This is a genomic window from Pseudomonas sp. KH_021, assembly GCF_057838865.1.
The window spans coordinates 3,479,884-3,494,951 of record NZ_CM174477.1; the positions used below are offsets into that span (position 1 = coordinate 3,479,884).

Consider the following 15,068-nt stretch of genomic DNA (forward strand, 5'->3'; position numbering starts at 1 on the left):
CCTGTGAGATTGGAGTTGTCAGCCACGCGCCCCCCACCCGAAACCACAAAAATCCAAAGCCGAACCACCAAGGCTAACAACCCCTACCCCACAGGCCATGGCACGTTCCCCCGGTGTCAGGATAGTTGTCGCCTCTCCGATTTTTCCTAAAAAAGCATATCGGGGGCGGAAAGAGACTGGTCGTGCCGTATTATTCACCTGAACGCAGAGCCGCATTGCTCAAGATGCTGCTTCCCCCACTGAGCCTGTCGATGGCCGAGGTTTCTCGGCGCGAAGGGGTCAGCGAAATGTCTTTGTCCAACTGGCGCAAGCAGCTCAGTTCTGAAGGAAATGCAGTGTCCGAAAACAAGCCGCTGACCGAGAACTGGTCAGCCGAAACCAAGTTTGCTGTTGTCCTTGAAGCGGCCGGCTTGTCCGAGATCGACCTGGGCGAGTATTGCCGGCGCAAAGGCCTTTACCCCGAGCAAATCACTGCTTGGCGACAAGCCTTCATTACCGGCCAGAAGTCGGATAAAGCCCTGCAAAAAGAGGATCGAGAGCAGTCGCGCAAGGATAAGAAGCGTATCCAGGAGCTTGAGCGAGAACTGCGCCGCAAAGATAAGGCGCTCGCTGAAACAGCCGCGTTGTTGGTGCTGCGAAAAAAGCTCAACGACTACTGGGGGACCGACAACGAGGACAACTGACGTCTTTGCCGCAACGGCAGTTGTTCGTTGACTGGCTGAGTGAAGCGGTCATGGCGGGAGCCAGAAAAATCCGGGCCTGCCAGGAGGTCGGTTTATCGCCGCGAACCCTGCAACGCTGGACCGAAACTGAAGTCGTTCAGGCCGATGCTCGAACGACGGTCGTTCGGCCAACGCCCTGTAACGCACTGAGCGAGGGCGAGCGACAGGTGATTGTGACGCTGTGCAACAGCCCTGAGTACGCCCATCTACCGCCGAGTCAGATCGTGCCGCGCCTGGCCGATCAAGGGCGTTATCTGGCGTCGGAGGCGACGTTTTATCGCGTCTTGCGGGCGGCGGGTCAACAGCAACACCGAGGTCGTAGCCAACGCCCCAGGCGGCATGCCGCACCGACGACGCATGCGGCCAAAGGGCCCAATCAGGTGTGGTCGTGGGACATCACCTATTTGCCGTCGCCGATACGTGGAAAGTATTACTACCTCTATTTGATCGAAGATATTTACAGCCGCAAAGCCGTGGGCTGGGAGGTTTACGACGCGGAAAGCGGCGAGAAAGCCGCTGCGCTGCTGCAACGCAGCGTGATCGGCGAGCAGTGTTTGCGCGAGCCTCTGGTGCTGCACTCGGACAACGGAGCGCCGATGAAATCGGTGACGCTGTTGAACAAGATGTATGACCTGGGCATCACGCCCTCGCGGGGACGACCGCGGGTCAGCAACGACAATCCCTACTCGGAGTCGTTGTTTAGAACGCTGAAATACTGCCCGCAATGGCCGCCGGATGGCTTTGCCAGCTTGGACGCTGCACGCGCTTGGGTGAGGGATTTCATGCGCTGGTATAACCACGAGCACCGGCATAGCCGTATCCGGTTCGTCACGCCAGCCGAGCGGCATCGAGGAATGGACCATCAGGTCCTGGCCCGACGGCATGAGTTGTATGAGCGAGCCAAGGAGAAAAAGCCGGAGCGGTGGTCAGGCCGGACGCGTAACTGGCAGCCGATCGGTACCGTGTTGTTGAACCCGGATCGAGAGCAACAGGTCGAGAAAAGAGCGGCATAGTTAGACGGTTGAAGCGACAAGTACCTTGAAGTGCGACACGAAGTCGTTTGTAGAAGTTGTTCCCGCTTCAACTGAGGGAACCACCAATGTCACTTGGTGAATCTAGGAGTCTGAATAAAGAGCGACTCTGACAATGTAACGAAGCACTGCGAGGTGCGGGGTATCAATCGCGAGAGGCGTACTCTTCTGGCAGCCATACGCCGGTGTAGTGCTAGATAGTTGGTATGGTGAACACATGTGAATCTGCGCTAAAGGTCGTTAAGTTGAACAAGCGGAAATGGCTATTGCGCTTGAACCAAAACGGTAACGGAGGTGGGAAGAGCGCTTTTCAAGTGCGCCTTCGTGACCCGCACGCCTCCCGGCTCATAGCAGGCACCTAACCCGACATACTTCTGCAAGTGGAACGTGGGAACCCCGTATCGCGCCCTGCGGGGACAGTAGGCCGCAAGGTCTGCCAATGGCGGTGCGGGAACAGGATCGAGGACAAAGCGAACGCCGCCCTGTAATGGGACGGATAGGGATTGCAACATCACCCCACGCGAAAGCGGGCAGACTTCCTCTTGGTCTCTCTTCACAAGAGAATTTTTAGAACCATCTAAACGGGAGGAGAGCAAATGAATGCTGCAACACTGGCGTGTGCACCTTCCGGCGTGGCATGGGACGGCATTAATTGGATCGATGTCCAGCGCCATGTAAGACGGCTGCAAACGCGTATTGTGAAGGCCACCCAGGCCGGCAGGCACAACAAGGCGAAAGCCTTGCAATGGCTGCTGACCCACTCGTTTTGTGGCAAGGCATTAGCCGTCAAGCGAGTGACTGAAAACAAAGGCAAGAATACCCCCGGCGTGGACAAGGTGACGTGGAAAACGCCGAGGGCAAAGACCAACGCGATTGCGTCGTTGAAGCGGCGAGGTTACTCGCCTCTTCCGCTTCGGAGAGTGATGATTCCGAAAAAAAATGGCAAGACGAGGCCGCTCGGCATACCCGTGATGAAGTGTAGGGCTATGCAAGCGTTGCACTTGCTGGCCCTGGAACCGATCGCGGAAACCACCGCCGACCTGAATTCTTATGGGTTCAGGCCGGAACGCTCAACTGCCGATGCCGGTGAACAATGCTTCACTTGTTTGGCGCAAAAGGCGAGCGCGCAGTGGGTGCTGGAGGCTGATATTCAAGGCTGTTTCGACAAAATCAGTCACGACTGGATGATCACCAATATCTCAACGGACAAGGTGGTTTTAAATAAGTGGCTCAAGGCGGGATTCGTGTATCAAAACAAACTCTTTCCCACCGACTCCGGCGCCCCGCAAGGGGGCATAATATCGCCAGTGTTGGCAAACATGACATTGGATGGCCTCGAACTGATGCTCTCGGAAAAATTCCCGAAAGCGAAGAGAACAGGCCGGAAAATGAACATGGTGCGTTACGCGGATGACTTCATTATTACTGGTAATTCGAAAGAGTGGCTGGAACAAGAGGTCAAGCCCGCAGTGGTTGAATTTCTGGCAGAGCGTGGGCTAGTCCTGTCACCTGAAAAAACCAAAGTAACGCACATCAAGGATGGGTTTGACTTCCTCGGATGGAACATCCGCAAGTACAGCGGCAAGCTGTTGATGAAGCCGTCGAAAGCGAACGTCAAAGCGCATCTTGACAAAATCCGCGAAGTCATAAAGGCCAACAGGCCGGCTAAACAGACTGACCTGATAAAACAGCTCAATCCTGTGTTACGAGGATGGGCGAATTACCACAGCCATGTAGTCGCCAAGAAAACCTTTAATCGAATCGACTCCAACGTATGGTCAATGCTATGGCGATGGGCGGTAAGAAGGCACCCGAACAAAGGAGCCCGGTGGGTTAAGGAGCACTACTTCAAGACCAGAGGCACCCGAACTTGGGTATTTGCCGCAACAGAAGAAAGAAAAGATGGAGCGAAAAGGGAGCGCATCCTGCTCGCAGAGTCGGATACGCCAATACAGCGGCACATCAAGATCAAAGCGGACGCGAACCCGCACGACCCACAGTGGGAGCAGTATTTCGAGTCCCGATGGAGCAAGAAAATGCTGTACTCGTCGAAAGGTCGCGGGAAGCTTTACCGTGTCTGGCGGAGGCAAGATGGCATGTGCTCTACCTGTCAGAAACCAATCACAAAGAACACCCCTTGGGATGTTCGCTGTATTGTAAAACGGACTGACGGCGGATCAGATGCAGCAAGCAACCTGCAAATGCACCATCTCAATTGCCGTAGAAATCAGCAACACGCCTAAAACGAAGTTGGGTAACCGGGTGTCGAAAGATGCCTTAGTAGAGGCTTGAGCCGTGTGCGTTGAAAGGCGCATGCACGGTTCTTAGGGGGCTGGACGCGGGCAACCGCGTCTGGCTACCCGACAAACGCCGCGTTGCAACAAATGTGGGAGCCGGCTTTAGCCGGCGAATGCGCCGCGCGGGCGGCGCTCGATTTACGTAACACCGCAAAACCCAAGGCAAGCGCCTGGAAGCCTTGATGCGATCCTCTTCATTCTCATGGTGCACCCGCCCGAAGGTGCCTGTCAGCAGATCGCATGAGCCCCACAAGGTGCCTGCCTTGGTTGTTCCTTTGCTCTTGAGATCGAGCGCCGCCCGCGCGGCGCATCGCCGGCTAAAGCCGGCTCCCACATTGGTTGCAACGTGCCATGGCCTGTGAGAGTGGAGTTGCATGGAGATGCCCGAGGGCTGCACTGGGCGACCTTGAATGCCATTGAGGTGGCGATGGGGTTGACTGAAGCGTTGCTGGACGGGGCCGAGGGTTTGTAGGAGCAGACCTTGGTCGCGATGGCATCACCGCGGTCTACGATGAACCGCGGTGATGCCATCGCGACCAAGGTCTGCTCCTACAAGGGGTTGCGGTGGTCGCCAGGGGATTTGTGGCGATCACCGCGGTGGTTAGGTAGACCGCTGGGTTACAGGGGATACAAGGCCTCATCAAACTGCTCAAGGCGCGGGAATTTCAGGGGCTGGTCATCTTGCAGATGCTCCAGGCGCTGGCGGTAACCCTGCAGGAATTCCTCGCGTGCCTCATTGCTGATGTACGGCACATGCCAGGCCACGAAGGGTTCGAGCACTTCCATGCCGGTGTACGCCAGGGTGCCGCGCAGCAGTGGTCGTAGCATGTCTTCCAGTGGCCCGTGAATCGCGCCTTCGCCAAACATGTGCTCGCGCCCGCCCAGGGTGACTGTCACCAAGGCCTTTTTGTTGCGCAGCCCGCCCTGATCGTAGAAGCGCTTGCCGCCATAGCACACACCCGAGACCAGCACCCGGTCGATCCAGCCCTTGAGGATTGCCGGGGTGGAGAACCAGTAGATCGGGAAATTGAGGATCAGCAGGTCTGCCCACAAGAGCTTGTCCAGTTCCTCGCGGATGTCGCTGGCCAGCGATTGGCTTTTCACGCCCAGTCGTTGTTCCAGGGCATAGACCAGATACTCCGGGTTTTCCCGGGTCGAGAAGTCTTCAGCGCTGGCCACCGGGTTCCAGTTCATGGCGTACAGGTCCGAGACCTGGACCTGATGCCCTTGGGCAGTCAGGGTCTGCACTGCCTCGTCGCGCAAGGCGGCAGTGAACGATAGCGGCTCGGGATGGGCGTGGACGATCAGTACGTTCATGGCAGTTCCTTGATAAGTTGAGGCGATGCAGTCGGGGCGATGTCGCGCTGGTCGAGCAAGCGCTGCAGCCAGTCAGGGTCCATCTGCGGTTCCGAGGAAAACAGCAGGCCCGTGTAGTCCTGGTGCGGAGGGGTGAATATGCGTTCGCGTGGGCCCTGGTCCACCACGCGGCCGCGTTGCATCACCACCACTTGGTCGGCAATGGCGCGCACTGTGGCCACGTCATGGGTGATAAACAGATAGGCCACGCCCAGCTCACGCTGGACCCGGTCCAGCAGCTTGAGGATGCCTTCTGCCACCAGTTGATCGAGCGCCGAGGTGACTTCGTCGCAAATGATCAGCTCGGGTTCGGCCGCCAGCGCCCGGGCGATACAGATCCGCTGCTTTTGCCCACCGGACAGCTCGCGCGGCTGGCGATGCATGAATTTGGCCGGGTCCAGTTCGATCATGTCCAGCAGTTCAGCGGTGCGCTGATACAGCGCCTTGCCCTTGAGACCCAGGTAAAAGCTCAAGGGCCGGCCGATGATTTCACCGATGGTCTGCCGCGGGTTCAGGGCGGTGTCGGGGATCTGGTAGATCATCTGCACGCGCTGCAGCTGCGCCTTGCTGCGCCGACGGTAGTCCGCTGGCAGCGGCTCGCCGTTGTACAGCACCTGCCCGGATGTTGGAGTCAGCAAGCCACTGATCAGGCGCGCCGTGGAGCTTTTACCGCTGCCCGACTCACCAATCACGGCCAGGGTCTGGCCACGGTACAACTCGAACGAGACGTCGTGCAGCACCGGTTGGACGCCGTAGCTGGCGCAGGCCTTGTCCAGTTTCAGCAAGGGTTGTTCTTGGGCAGGCGCAGTTTTAGCCTCGGTGTTAAAGCAGCGTACCGCCCACAAGGACTTGGTGTAGTCCTGCTGAGGGGCAGCCAACATGTTGCGGGTCTGGGCCTGTTCCACCAGCTTGCCGTGACGCAGCACCATGATCCGGTCGGCCATCTGCGCCACCACCGCCAGGTCGTGGCTGATGTACAGCGCGGCCGTGCCGAAGCGTTTGACCGCGTCACGAATCGCCACCAGCACTTCGATCTGGGTGGTCACATCAAGCGCCGTGGTCGGTTCGTCGAAGATGATCAAGTCGGGGTGGCAGGCCATGGCCATGGCCGTCATCACCCGCTGCAACTGGCCACCAGACACCTGATGCGGATAACGCTGGCCAATCTGCTCGGGGTTGGGCAGTTGCAGCAAGCGATACAGCTCGATGGCCTCGCGCTTGGCCTGCTCGCGGCTGATGCCGCCGTTCTGAACGGCTGTCTCGATATGCTGGTCGATCAACCGATGCGCCGGGTTGAAGGACGCCGCCGCGCTCTGGGCCACATAAGCGATGCGCAGGCCACGCAGCTTGCGCAACTGGTTGGCGGGCAGGTTACGCAGGTTCAGGCCGTCGAAATGCACCGAGCCCTGGGTAATCCGGCAGCCGTCGCGGGTGTAACCCATGGCCGCCAGGCCCAGGGTCGATTTGCCCGCACCGGACTCGCCGATCAGGCCCAGCACTTCGCCGCGCATCAGGGTCAGGTCGATGCCCTTGACCAGCGGGTGCCAGGCATCCTCGTAATGGCCTTCGATATGCAGGTCGCGGATCACCAGCAAGGGTGCTTCATGGTTCGAAGTGGTCATGCTCAGCACTCCTTCAGGCCGCTGGATTTGTGCAGCATCCAGTCAACGACAAAATTGACACTCACCGTGATCACCGCAACGGCCAGGGCCGGCAGCAATGGGCTGACATCGCCAAAGGTGATCAGCACGGCGTTGTCACGCACCATGCTGCCCCAGTCGGCGGTCGGCGGCTGGATACCCAGGCCCAGGAAGGACAGCGCACTGATAAACAGAAAGACGAAGCAAAAGCGCAGGCCGAATTCGGCAATCAACGGCGCGGCGGCGTTAGGCAGGATTTCGCGACGGATCAGCCACCACAGGCCCTCCCCGCGCAGCCGTGCAGCCTCGACGTAGTCCTGCACGACAATGCCCATGGCCACGGCCCGCGCCAAACGAAACACTCGGGTTGCGTCCAGTAAAGCAATCACCAAAATCAGTGAAGTGGCCGTGGTACCGACCACGCTCAGGATCAGCAAGGCAAAGATCAACTGCGGGATCGCCATCAGGATATCCACCACTCGCGACAAGCCCTGATCGACCCAACCGCCCTTCAGTGCCGCTACCAGGCCGCCCAGGCCGCCCAGCGCAAACGCCAGCAGCGTGGTCATGAACGCAATGCCCAAGGTATTGCGGGCGCCGTACACCAGGCGGCTGAACATGTCGCGCCCCAGGTTATCGGTGCCCAGCAGAAACTGCCCGCCCCAGGGCTCAAAGCCATCGCCCACCACTTGGGTTTCGCCATACGGCGCCAGCAGCGGCGCGAACACCGCCACCAGCACATAAACAACAATCATCAACACCCCGAACTGCGCACTCAGCGGTGCCCGGGCCAATTCGATCAACAAGCGCTTCATGGCCTACCCCTTCGGATGCATCAGGCGTGGATTGCTGGCGATGGAGAGCACATCGGCCAGGGTATTGAGCAGGATGTAAGTCGCGGCAAAAATCAGGCTGCAGGCCTGCACCACCGGAATGTCGCGCTTGGCCACCGAGTCGACCAGCAACTGGCCCAGGCCCGGATAGACAAACACCACCTCGACCACCACCACACCCACCACCAGGTACGCCAGGTTCAGGGCCACCACGTTGACGATCGGCGCCAGCGCGTTGGGCAGTGCGTGCTTGAAGATGATGCGGCTCTGGCTGACGCCTTTGAGCCGCGCCATTTCGATGTAGGGGCTGGCCAGCAGGTTGACCAGCGAGGCGCGGGTCATGCGCATCATCTGCGCAATCACCACCAGGCTCAGGGTCGCGACGGGCAGGATCGACACTTGCAGCACCTGGCCAAACGAGGCATCAGGCGGCAGGCTGGAAATGCTGGGCAGCCAATTCAGCTTCACCGAAAAGAACAGAATCAGCAGATAAGCCACAAAGAACTCGGGAAACGACACCGCGCTCAAGGCCGTGGTGTTGAGCAGCCGGTCGAACCAGGAGTTGCGGTACAGCGCCGCGAGCATCCCCAGTACCAGCGCCAGCGGCACTGACACCAGGGCGGCTAGCGCGGCCAGCGACAGGGTGTTGCCCAGGCGCGAGCCAATCAGATCAGCAATCGGTCGCTGGTTGGCCAGCGAGATGCCCAGGTCGCCCTGCAACAGATGCCAGAACCACATCCCGAAGCGGGTCAGCGGCGGCAGGTCCAGACCCAGTTGGGTCCGGTAGGCGGCCACGGTTTGCGCGGTCGCCGACTGCCCAAGCATGGCCTGGGCGATGTCGCCGGGCAGCATGCTGACCGCCAGAAAAATAATCACTGCCACTGCGAACAGCGACAGCACGCCCAGCGCCAGGCGCTGAAGCAACAACTTGGCAAGACTTTTCACCTAAACACTCCTTACAGGGACTCAGCGAGGGTTGGCGAGCACGGCACTCAGGCCTGCCACCAGCGCTCAATCACTCGCAAGCCATCCAGTTCGCCGTAAGGCGCGGTCTGCCCGCCATGCACCACGCGGTTGGAGCGAGCAGCCACCGAGCTTGCGAACAGCGGCACGATGGCCCCGCTGTCATCGCGGCAGATCTGCTGCATCTCGTTGTACATCTCGCGGCGCAGCGGCTCGTTGAGCTCACCCCGGGCGGCGTTGAGCAACTGGTTGAAGCGTGCGTTGTCCCAATGGGTTTCGTTCCAGCTGGCACCCTTGGCGTAGCCGATGCTGAACATGCGGTCGGCGGTCAGGCTGCTGTACCAGAACGAACTGGTGAAAGGCTGCTTGTTCCAGACGTTGGTGAAAAAGCCGTCGGCGGGCTCGCGCACCACATCAATGTCGATACCGGCCTGGCGCGCCTGCTCCTTGAACAGCACCGAGGCGTCGACCGCGCCGGTATAGGCCGCATCGGAGGCCTGCAAACGGACCTTGAGCGATTCCATGCCCGCCTTGCGCAGGTAGAAGCGCGCTTTGTCCGGGTCATACTTGCGCTGCTCCAGCGCCGTGTTGAGGAAACGGCTGGTGGGCTGGATCGGGTGATCGTTGCCGACCAGGCCGTAGCCCTTGAGCACCGAGGCCAGCAGCGCCTCACGGTCGATACCGTGCTTCATCGCCATGCGGATGTCGTTGTTGCCGAACTCCTTGCTGTCGCAGAGCATCGGGAAGGTGTAGTGCTGTGCACCCTCGGTTTCTTCGATCACAAGGTTCGGGTTGCGCTTGAGCAACCCAATGGTCTTCAAATCGACCTTGTTGATCACGTCTACGGAGCCTGTGACCAGGGCGTTGATCCGAGCAGCGCCGTCGGCAATCGCCAGCAATTCGGCGCCTTCAAAATGCGCCCGGCCAGGCTTCCAGTAGCCTGGGTTGCGCTCCAGCACCATGCGCACGCCCGGCTCGAACGACTTGATCCGGTAGCCCGCAGTGCCTACGCCCGCGCGCCAGTCGGCAACGCCATCCTTACTGGGCATGATTGCCAGGTGATAGTCAGCGACGACGTAGGCGAAATCCGCATTGCCCGAGCGCAACTCGAACACCACGGCATCGTTGCCCTGGGTCTTGACGCTGGCCACATCGCCCAGCACGGTCTTCGCCGCCGAGGTGGTGTTGTCGCCCAGGTGGTGGTTGATCGAGGCGACCACATCGTCATTGGTGAGGGTCTTGCCGTTATGAAATTGCACGCCCTGGCGGATCTTGAAGGTCCAGATGCGCGCATCGGGCGAAGCGGACCAGCTTTCGGCCAGCTCTGGGATGGCGGTGCCGTCCACGGCAATTTCAGCCAGGGTGTTGTAGACCGCCGAGAAGCCGACAAAGGTAAAGGTGTCGCTCCAGGCACCCGGGTCGTAAGAGTCGGTGCTGCTGCCCCCGGCCAGACCCAGGCGCAGGATGCCACCGGCCTTGGGCGTCGCCTCTTGGGCAAAGGCCCCGAGCGGCAAGCCCATGGACATGGCCGCACCGACCAGGCCCAGGGCGGCGCTGGTTTTCAAGAAGTCGCGACGAGTGTGATTCGTAAGCGTTTGAATGATTTTGTTGTTGTTATCGCTCATTGCCTTGCCCCTGTTGGATCGCAGAGAAAAATGGTTCGGGATTGGCGTTGCTTGTTCTAATTTCTATTTGTTACCGTAACAAATACATTAATAAATGCAACAGGCAAAATCCACAGTCATCAAATGACCTTTACACTGCCGAGCAGCCCAAGCTTTTCACCTTGAGATCGCCCCATGAGCCAATCGACTCGATTGATTACCGCGTCCTACATTTTGTCTTTCGTGGCGGCCAATGCGCCGCAGAAGCTGCGCACCGAAACCATCGCCAAATGGGTCAAGGTGCACCCCACCCGCGTGCGCAATCTGGTCTCGCAAATGGTCAAGGCCAATATTCTCAAGTCGCTGCGCGGCCCCCACGGCGGCCTCACCCTCGCCCGTCCGGCACGGGAAATCACCCTGCGCGAGGTGTATGACGCCGTTCAGGAAAGCTCGCTGATCGCGGAAAAAATCGACAACCCGTTTTCGGGAATGGAAGACCATTGCAGGGTCTTCGAAGTCTTCACTCAACTGTTCGCGATGCTTGAGGACAACATGCGCCTGGACCTTGAAAAAATCACTGCTGACCATCTGTTTGTCGCCTTCGACCGGCCCCTGGAAAAGGAGCGGGCCGAAGGTTGATGATTCAGAGCTGGATGGCCTTGGTCTCGATGAACTCGGCCAGGCCTTCCTCGCCCCACTCCCGGCCATTGCCCGACTGTTTGTAGCCACCGAAGGGCGCCTGGTAATTGAACGCGCCACCATTGACGAAGCACTGCCCGGCTCGCAGTTGCCGTGCAAGTTGCACCGCGCGTTCGGTGGTACCGGCCCACACCCCACTGGACAGGCCGAACGGCGAATCGTTGGCAAGCTCGACCGCGTGGGCTTCATCACGGTAAGGAATCAGGCACAACACCGGGCCGAAGATCTCTTCCTGGGCAATCCGCATGCGGTTATCGACGTCGGCAAACAGCGTTGGCTGGACGTAGAAGCCCTTCTCCAACCCGCTAGGCAGCGGAGCACCGCCTGCGATCAGCCGTGCGCCCTCCTCCTGGCCAATGCGGATGTAATCGAGCACCGTGCGCCGTTGACCGGCCGAACACATAGGCCCCAGAAAGCTCGCTGGATCCAGTGGGTCACCCATCACCAGGCTTTCGGCTTCAGCACGCGCCAACTCCAGCGCCTCGGCATAGCGGCTGGCCGGCAGCAGCATGCGCGTCAGCGCTGTGCAGGTCTGCCCGGAGTTGATCATCACGTCCTGCACGCCGTAGCGCACGGCAGCGGCCAGGTCGGCGTCCTCGCCAATCAGCAACGGTGACTTGCCACCCAGCTCCAGGCACACCCGCTTGACCGATGGCGCCGCCGCTTGCGCCACGCGCACGCCAGCACCGGTGGAGCCTGTAAACGAGACCATGTCCACATCCGGGTGGCGGGCCAGAGCTTCGCCAACCTTGGCCCCCGGCCCGCTGACCAAGTTGAAGACACCGGCCGGCAAGCCGATGGCTTCGAGCATCTCTGCCAGCAAGAAGGCGTGCAGCGGGGTCTCCTGGCTCGGCTTGACCACCACCGTGCAGCCCGCCGCCAACGCCGGCGCCAGCTTGCCGATCAACTGGTGCAGCGGGTAGTTCCAGGGGTTGATGAAGGCGCAGACGCCGACCGCTTCGCGCACTACCTGCGAATTGCCGACCTGACGCACCTGATCCATCAACCCGGCAATCTCGATGTAGTGGGCAAGGCCGGCAATCGGCCCTTCAACCTGGACCGCACGGCACCACTGCACCGGCATGCCCAATTCGGCGGTAATGACCGAGGCCATCTCATCGGCACGCGCCGTCAACTGCTCGACCAGATCGCGGATAAAGCCGGCGCGCACGCTCGAAGGGGTACGCGACCAACTGGCAAAGGCTTTGCGAGCCGCCGCCACGGCGCGGTCCACGTCGCGTTCATCGCCCAGCGGCACCTGGCCGATCACTTGCTCTGTGGCGGGGTTGAACACCTGGGCAAAGCCTTCACCGGACGGGCGCTGCCAGGCACCGTCGATAAACAGCGCGGTATGGTTATGCATGGTTTTTTTCCTTGATCAGCGCTTCGGCGCAGCGAGCAATACGTTGGCAGGCATCACGCAGGTGCTCCTCGGCCACGACCAGGCCCAGGCGGATATGCCCGGCGGCGCTAGGGCCAAAGGCTTCACCGGCAAGCACTGACACCCCGTAGTGGTCCAGCAGGTATTCGGAGAAAGCCTGGGCAGAAAGTCCGGTGGCGCGAATATCGACCATCACGAACATCCCGCCATCGGGCTTCAATGGCCGTGCGCCGACGCTATCGGCCAGGCAGTCGCAGACCAGGTCACGACGCTGGCGGTACGCCTCGCGCATCGTCTCAAGCTCGGGAATCGGCGTATCCAGCGCCACCACGGCGGCGTCCTGGATAAATTCCGGGGAGCCGTAGAGCATGCATAGCGCCAGGTTTTCCAGGTGGGTCGCCAACGCCGGGGGCGCCACCACCCAACCCAGTCGCCAGCCGGTCATGGCGTGGGACTTGGACAGGCTGTTCAAGGTGGCCGTGCGCTCGGCCATGCCCGGCAAGCTGGCGGGGCTGATGTGCTCACCTTCGAACAACAGCTCGCTGTAGACCTCATCGCTGATCAGCCACAGATCGTGGGCGATACACAGCTGCGCCAGGGCCTCCCAGGTCGCCTTCGGCAAGCTGGCGCCCGAGGGGTTGTGCGGGCTGTTGAGGGCCAGTGCACGAGTGCGGGGGGTGATGCGTGAGGCGACGTCTTCGGCCATGACTCGAAAGCCGTTTTCCGGGCGCACCGGCACCGGGATCACGGTAGCGCCACAGGCGCCGAACACGGCTTCATAGGTCACATACATGGGCTCTGCGACCAGCACTTCGTCGCCCGCTTCCAATACGCATTGGGCCACACTGAACAGTGCGCATTGGCCACCGGCCAGCACCACGACCTGATCGGCGTCTACCGCCTGGCCGCTGCGTTGCTGATGGCGGCGGGCGATGGCCTCACGCAGGGCCAGTTTGCCGCGCACGTCGGAGTAATGGGTGTGGCCGGCATTGAGGCTGTCGACGGCGGCCTTGACGATGGGCGCCGGGGTATCGAAATCCGGGTCGCCCACCGACAGCAACAATACATTTTCACCCGCGGCACGCTTGGCCAGGGCACGGTAGTGAATATCCCAGGCGGCGGCGCCGTCACCGGCGATTCGTTTGGTCAGGGAGGTAAAACGCATGTCGTTCTCCTTACAAATTGGGGTGTAGGAGCAGACCTTGGTCGCGATCGCATCACCGCAGTCTCTGCGATGAACCGCGGCGATGCCATCGCGGGCTAGCCCGGCTCCTACATCAGTCTTCGACCAGCACCTTGGGATTGGAATTGCCCCACACGGTGTAGAGGTCAGCCAGCAAGGCGCCGTTGATGTCTTCGATTTCCGTCTGGCTGACTTCGCTGCCGCCCTGCTTGCCGAACAGCACCACTTCATCGCCTGCACGCACGTCCGGCAGGTCGGTGACGTCGACCATCAGGGTGTTCATCGAGACCTTGCCCACCACCGGTGCGCGATGGCCATTGATGACCACGGCGCCCTTGTTGGTGAACACGCGGCGGTAACCATCGGAGTAGCCGACGGTAATGTTGGCCAGCTTCGAATCGCGGCTCAGGGTGTAGGTGCGGTCATAGCCGACGGGGTTACCTTGCGGGTAGGCATTGACCGTGGCCACACGTGACTTGAACTGCATCGCTCGCCGGTATTCGGTGTGCGAGGGCACGGTGTCGCCAAACAGCGCGCCACCGGGGCGGACCATGTCCAGGCGTGACTCAGGCACCTCAAGCGTGGCGAAGGAGTTGGCGGCATGCAGGGTGATCTTCTTGCGATCCAGGCGCGCCGTGTCCATCAGCCAGGCGGCTTGTTCGTTAAAGGTCTGCAGGCCCTTGCGCACGTCATCCTTATCCTCGACGGCGAAGTGGGTCATGATCGCGACCACCTTCAAATCGGGAACCTGAGTGATCGCCACGGCATCCTGACGGCCCTGTTCGGTGGCCATTTCAATGCCGTTTCGGCTCATGCCGCTGGAGTTCAGGCCCAGGTGTACACGCAGGGTCTGGCCATGCTTGCGAGCGATATCGGCCGCGTTGCGGGCGAACTGCAAGTTGCCGACCAGCTCTTCGATGTCGTAGGCAAGGGCGTCTTCAACTTCAGACAGCGTTGCGGTGCGAACCCGGATCAGCTGGCCCTTGAAGCCGCTTTGGCGCACCACACGGGCCTCTTCGTTGCTGGCCACGGCGATGCAGGGGACGCCCATCTTGATCATCGACGGCATCACCAGGCCGATGCCATGGCCGTAGGCATCCGCCTTGAGCACGGCGCACAGCTTGGACTTGCCAGCCAGCTCAGCCTGCAAGGTGTGGATGTTGTGTTCCAGTGCTGTCTTGTTGACTTCGACCCAGGCGTTGCTGTTGTGCGCGGTCAGCGTCGAGGTGCCGTTGTCCAGGGTCAGGGGTGGAGCGGCCTGGACCTGGGCTTGCCAGAGCACCAGACCCAGGGATAGAGCGAGAAGTGTGCGGTTGAATGGCATTTTTGGTGTGTCCTTGAATGGGGTGATCGCGATGT

Annotated in this window: 11 protein-coding genes; 3 read left to right on the plus strand and 8 right to left on the minus strand. The window is 60.5% G+C overall.

Translation table 11 applies throughout. The features are described 5' to 3' along the window. The first annotated feature begins 182 nt into the window (after positions 1-182). A protein-coding gene (locus AC3IX4_RS16080) for an IS3 family transposase (protein WP_489256426.1) occupies positions 183-1,735 on the plus strand; the annotation gives its coding sequence in 2 pieces (ribosomal slippage) (positions 183-645 and positions 645-1,735; 1,554 coding nt in all). Positions 1,736-2,349: 614 nt separating this feature from the next. Continuing rightward, positions 2,350-3,996 (plus strand): group II intron reverse transcriptase/maturase, encoded by a 1,647-nt coding sequence (gene ltrA / locus AC3IX4_RS16085; RefSeq protein ID WP_489256427.1) that lies wholly within the window; start codon positions 2,350-2,352, stop codon positions 3,994-3,996. Between the two features lie 672 nt (positions 3,997-4,668). Here the strand turns inward: ltrA and AC3IX4_RS16090 are convergent. Genes AC3IX4_RS16090 through AC3IX4_RS16110 form a run of 5 tightly spaced genes read right to left on the minus strand, consistent with a single transcriptional unit; the run spans position 4,669 to position 10,467 of the window. Continuing rightward, positions 4,669-5,367 carry an NAD(P)H-dependent oxidoreductase gene (locus AC3IX4_RS16090; RefSeq protein WP_489256428.1) on the minus strand — a complete coding sequence of 233 codons (699 nt, stop codon included), beginning with the start codon at positions 5,365-5,367 and terminating at the stop codon, positions 4,669-4,671. Further along, complete coding sequence (locus AC3IX4_RS16095) at positions 5,364-7,028, minus strand: ABC transporter ATP-binding protein (protein WP_489256429.1); 1,665 nt, start codon at positions 7,026-7,028, stop codon at positions 5,364-5,366. The genes AC3IX4_RS16090 and AC3IX4_RS16095 overlap by 4 nt, the downstream gene beginning before the upstream one ends. A 2-nt stretch (positions 7,029-7,030) precedes the next feature. After that, positions 7,031-7,861 (minus strand): ABC transporter permease, encoded by an 831-nt coding sequence (locus AC3IX4_RS16100; protein WP_489256430.1) that lies wholly within the window; start codon positions 7,859-7,861, stop codon positions 7,031-7,033. Between the two features lie 3 nt (positions 7,862-7,864). Next, positions 7,865-8,824 (minus strand): ABC transporter permease, encoded by a 960-nt coding sequence (locus AC3IX4_RS16105; RefSeq protein ID WP_489256431.1) that lies wholly within the window; start codon positions 8,822-8,824, stop codon positions 7,865-7,867. 47 nt (positions 8,825-8,871) lie between these two features. Then, positions 8,872-10,467: an ABC transporter substrate-binding protein gene (locus AC3IX4_RS16110; RefSeq protein ID WP_489256432.1), complete on the minus strand. Its 1,596-nt coding sequence runs from the start codon at positions 10,465-10,467 to the stop codon at positions 8,872-8,874. Between the two features lie 174 nt (positions 10,468-10,641). On the opposite strand from AC3IX4_RS16110, the gene AC3IX4_RS16115 reads away from it, so the two are divergent. Continuing rightward, the gene (locus AC3IX4_RS16115) at positions 10,642-11,085 is read left to right on the plus strand and encodes an RrF2 family transcriptional regulator (protein WP_489256433.1); all 444 of its coding nucleotides are present in this window, start codon (positions 10,642-10,644) and stop codon (positions 11,083-11,085) included. A gap of 4 nt (positions 11,086-11,089) precedes the next feature. Here the strand turns inward: AC3IX4_RS16115 and AC3IX4_RS16120 are convergent, their stop codons facing one another. The 3 genes from AC3IX4_RS16120 to alr all read right to left on the minus strand — a co-directional run bounded on the left by AC3IX4_RS16120 (position 11,090) and on the right by alr (position 15,033). Further along, a complete protein-coding gene (locus AC3IX4_RS16120; RefSeq protein WP_489256434.1) occupies positions 11,090-12,508 on the minus strand; it encodes an aldehyde dehydrogenase family protein in 1,419 nt (472 codons plus the stop codon). After that, positions 12,501-13,691, minus strand: coding sequence for a pyridoxal phosphate-dependent aminotransferase (locus AC3IX4_RS16125; protein WP_489256435.1), 1,191 nt, complete (start codon positions 13,689-13,691; stop codon positions 12,501-12,503). The genes AC3IX4_RS16120 and AC3IX4_RS16125 overlap by 8 nt, the downstream gene beginning before the upstream one ends. A 112-nt stretch (positions 13,692-13,803) precedes the next feature. Beyond that, the gene (gene alr / locus AC3IX4_RS16130) at positions 13,804-15,033 is read right to left on the minus strand and encodes an alanine racemase (protein WP_489256436.1); all 1,230 of its coding nucleotides are present in this window, start codon (positions 15,031-15,033) and stop codon (positions 13,804-13,806) included. Positions 15,034-15,068: the final 35 nt, after the last annotated feature.